General features: G+C 71.7%; 3 protein-coding genes. All 3 read left to right on the top strand.

The genetic code is table 11. The features are described from left to right. Nucleotides 1–877, top strand: an 877-nt coding sequence (locus KJ554_06290; protein MBU0741941.1) for an anthranilate synthase component I family protein, incomplete at its 5' end; no start/stop codon positions are given. Next, nucleotides 877–1,464: an aminodeoxychorismate/anthranilate synthase component II gene (locus KJ554_06285; protein ID MBU0741940.1), complete on the top strand. Its 588-nt coding sequence runs from the start codon at nucleotides 877–879 to the stop codon at nucleotides 1,462–1,464. The genes KJ554_06290 and KJ554_06285, both read left to right, overlap by 1 nt. Beyond that, nucleotides 1,464–2,489: an anthranilate phosphoribosyltransferase gene (trpD, locus tag KJ554_06280; protein MBU0741939.1), complete on the top strand. Its 1,026-nt coding sequence runs from the start codon at nucleotides 1,464–1,466 to the stop codon at nucleotides 2,487–2,489. Before KJ554_06285 ends, trpD begins: the two co-directional genes overlap by 1 nt. Nucleotides 2,490–2,554 lie beyond the last annotated feature (65 nt).

Here is a 2,554-nt window from a genome sequence, read left to right as displayed (position 1 = left end):
GCCGCCGCTGCCGGATCCGGCCGCGCCGCCGGACGGCGCCCCCGCCGGACCCGAGTTCAACATGACGCAGGACGAATACGAGCGCATGGTCCGCGACGCCAAGGAGCACATCCTCGAGGGCGACTGCTTCCAGATCGTCGTCTCGCAGTGCCTGCGCGGTCCGACGCGGGCCCACCCCTTCCAGATCTACCGCGCCCTGCGCATCCTCAATCCCTCGCCCTACATGTTCTACATGGACCATGGGGACGTGCAGGTGGTCGGCTCGTCGCCGGAGGTGCTGGTCAAGCTGGACGGCAGGCGGGTCAGCCTGTGCCCCATCGCGGGCACGCGGCCGCGCGGGGAGGATCCCGCGGCCGACCTGGCCCTCGAAAGAGAGCTGCTGGCGGACGAGAAGGAGCGAGCCGAACACGTCATGCTCGTGGACCTGGGCCGCAACGACCTGGGCCGGGTGTGCGAGATCGGCAGCGTCGAGACGGAGGCTTTCATGTCCATCGAGCGCTATTCGCACGTCATGCACATCGTCTCGCGCGTGGCCGGCGACCTGCGGCCCGGGGTGGACATGTACGACGTGCTGCGCGCGTCATTCCCGGCGGGCACGGTCAGCGGCGCGCCGAAGATCCGTGCCATGCAGCTCATCAGCGAGCTGGAGGGACGGCGGCGCGGACCCTACGCGGGCGCGGCGGGCTACTTCGGGCCCAACGGGGACATGGACATGTGCATCGCCATCCGCACGCTCATCGTGCGCGACGGCGTCTACCACGTGCAGGCCGGCGCCGGCATCGTGGCCGACAGCGACCCGGCGCGCGAGTACCAGGAGACCCTGGACAAGATCGGCGCCCTGCGACGGGCCGTGGCCATCGCCGAGGAGGGATTCTGATGCATCTGCTCATCGACAACTACGATTCGTTCACCTACAACGTCGTGCAGGCCCTCGGCACCCTCGGCGCCGAGGTGAAGGTGGTGCGCAACGACGCGCTGAGCGTGGACGAGGCCGTCGCGCTCCGGCCGCGATCGCTGATCATCTCGCCGGGACCGGGCCGGCCGCGCGACGCGGGCATCTCGCTCGAGCTGATCAGGCGTCTGGCCGGCGAGACGCCGATCCTGGGTATCTGCCTGGGGCACCAGTGCATCGTCGAGGCCTACGGCGGCGTGGTGGACCGGGCGCAACGCGTCATGCACGGCAAGGTGTCGCCCATCTACCACGACGGGCGAACGCTCTACGACGGGCTGGGCAACCCCTTCGAGGCCACGCGCTACCACTCGCTGATCGCCTTCGAGGATTCGCTGCCGCCGGAGCTGGAGGTGTCGTCGTTCACGTCGGCCGGCGAGGTCATGGGGGTGAGGCACCGCGAACTGCCCGTCGAGGGCGTGCAGTTCCACCCGGAATCGATCCTGACCCGCGAGGGCCCCACCCTGCTGGGCAACTTCCTGCAGGGCTGCGCCGCGGCCGGAGGCGGACGGTGATGCGCGCCCTGCTGGACAAGCTGCTCGACGGCGTCGACCTGACGGGCGAGGAGGCCCGCGAACTGATGTCGGCGATCATGGACGGCGCGGCGGCTCCCGCCCAGATCGCCGCCGCCCTGGCCGCCCTGCGCGTAAAGGGCGAGACCGTCGACGAGATCGCCGGCTTCGCCCGGGCCATGCGCGAGCGCGTCGACGCCGTCGACGTGTCGGGCGACAAGGTCATCGACACCTGCGGCACCGGCGGCGACGCCCGCGGCACCTTCAACATCTCGACCGCCACGGCCCTGGTGGCGGCGGGCATGGGCATCACCGTCGCCAAGCACGGCAACCGGGCCGTCTCCTCCAGCTGCGGCAGCGCCGACGTGCTCGAGGCGCTGGGCGTGGCCGTGGACCTGCCGCCGGCTCGGGTGGCCGAACTGGTGGACGAGCTCGGCATCGGCTTCATGTTCGCGCCGCGTCACCATCCCGCCATGCGTCACGCCATGCCCGTGCGCCGCGAACTGGGCGCGCGCACGGTCTTCAACGTGCTCGGTCCGCTGACCAATCCCGCGGGCGTGCGCCGGCAGCTGCTGGGCGTCTACCGTCCCGCGCTGACCGTCACCCTGGCCAGGGTGCTGGGACGGCTGGGCAGCGAGCGGGCCTTCGTGGTCTGCGGCTACGACGGCGTCGACGAGGTCTCGGCGACCGGCCCGACCCACGTGGCCGAACTGCGCGACGGCGAGGTGCGGGAGTACAGCTTCGCCCCCGAGCTCGTGGGCCTGGAGCGGTGCTCCCTGGACGATCTCGCGGGTGGCGACCCGCAGATGAACGCCCGCCGCGTGCGCGAGGTGCTGGACGGCGCGTCCGGTCCCTGCCGCGACGCCGTGCTGTTGAACGCCGGTTTCTGCGCCGTGCTGGCGGGGTTGACCGATGATCCGGCCGAGGGCGTCGAGCTGGCGGCCGCGGCTGTCGACGGCGGCCGGGCGCGGGCGGTGCTGGATGCGCTCGTCGAGCGAACACGAGCCATGGCGGGGGGGGCGTCGTGAGCGGATTCCTGAGCCGGGCGATGGCGGCCAAGCGCGCGGAGATCGGGCGCCTCGCCGCTGCGGTC

Source organism: bacterium (assembly GCA_018814885.1).
GTDB lineage: Bacteria > Krumholzibacteriota > Krumholzibacteriia > LZORAL124-64-63 > LZORAL124-64-63 > JAHIYU01.
Note: the sequence above shows the minus strand (reverse complement) of the source record. Positions and strands in the feature narration are given on the sequence as shown.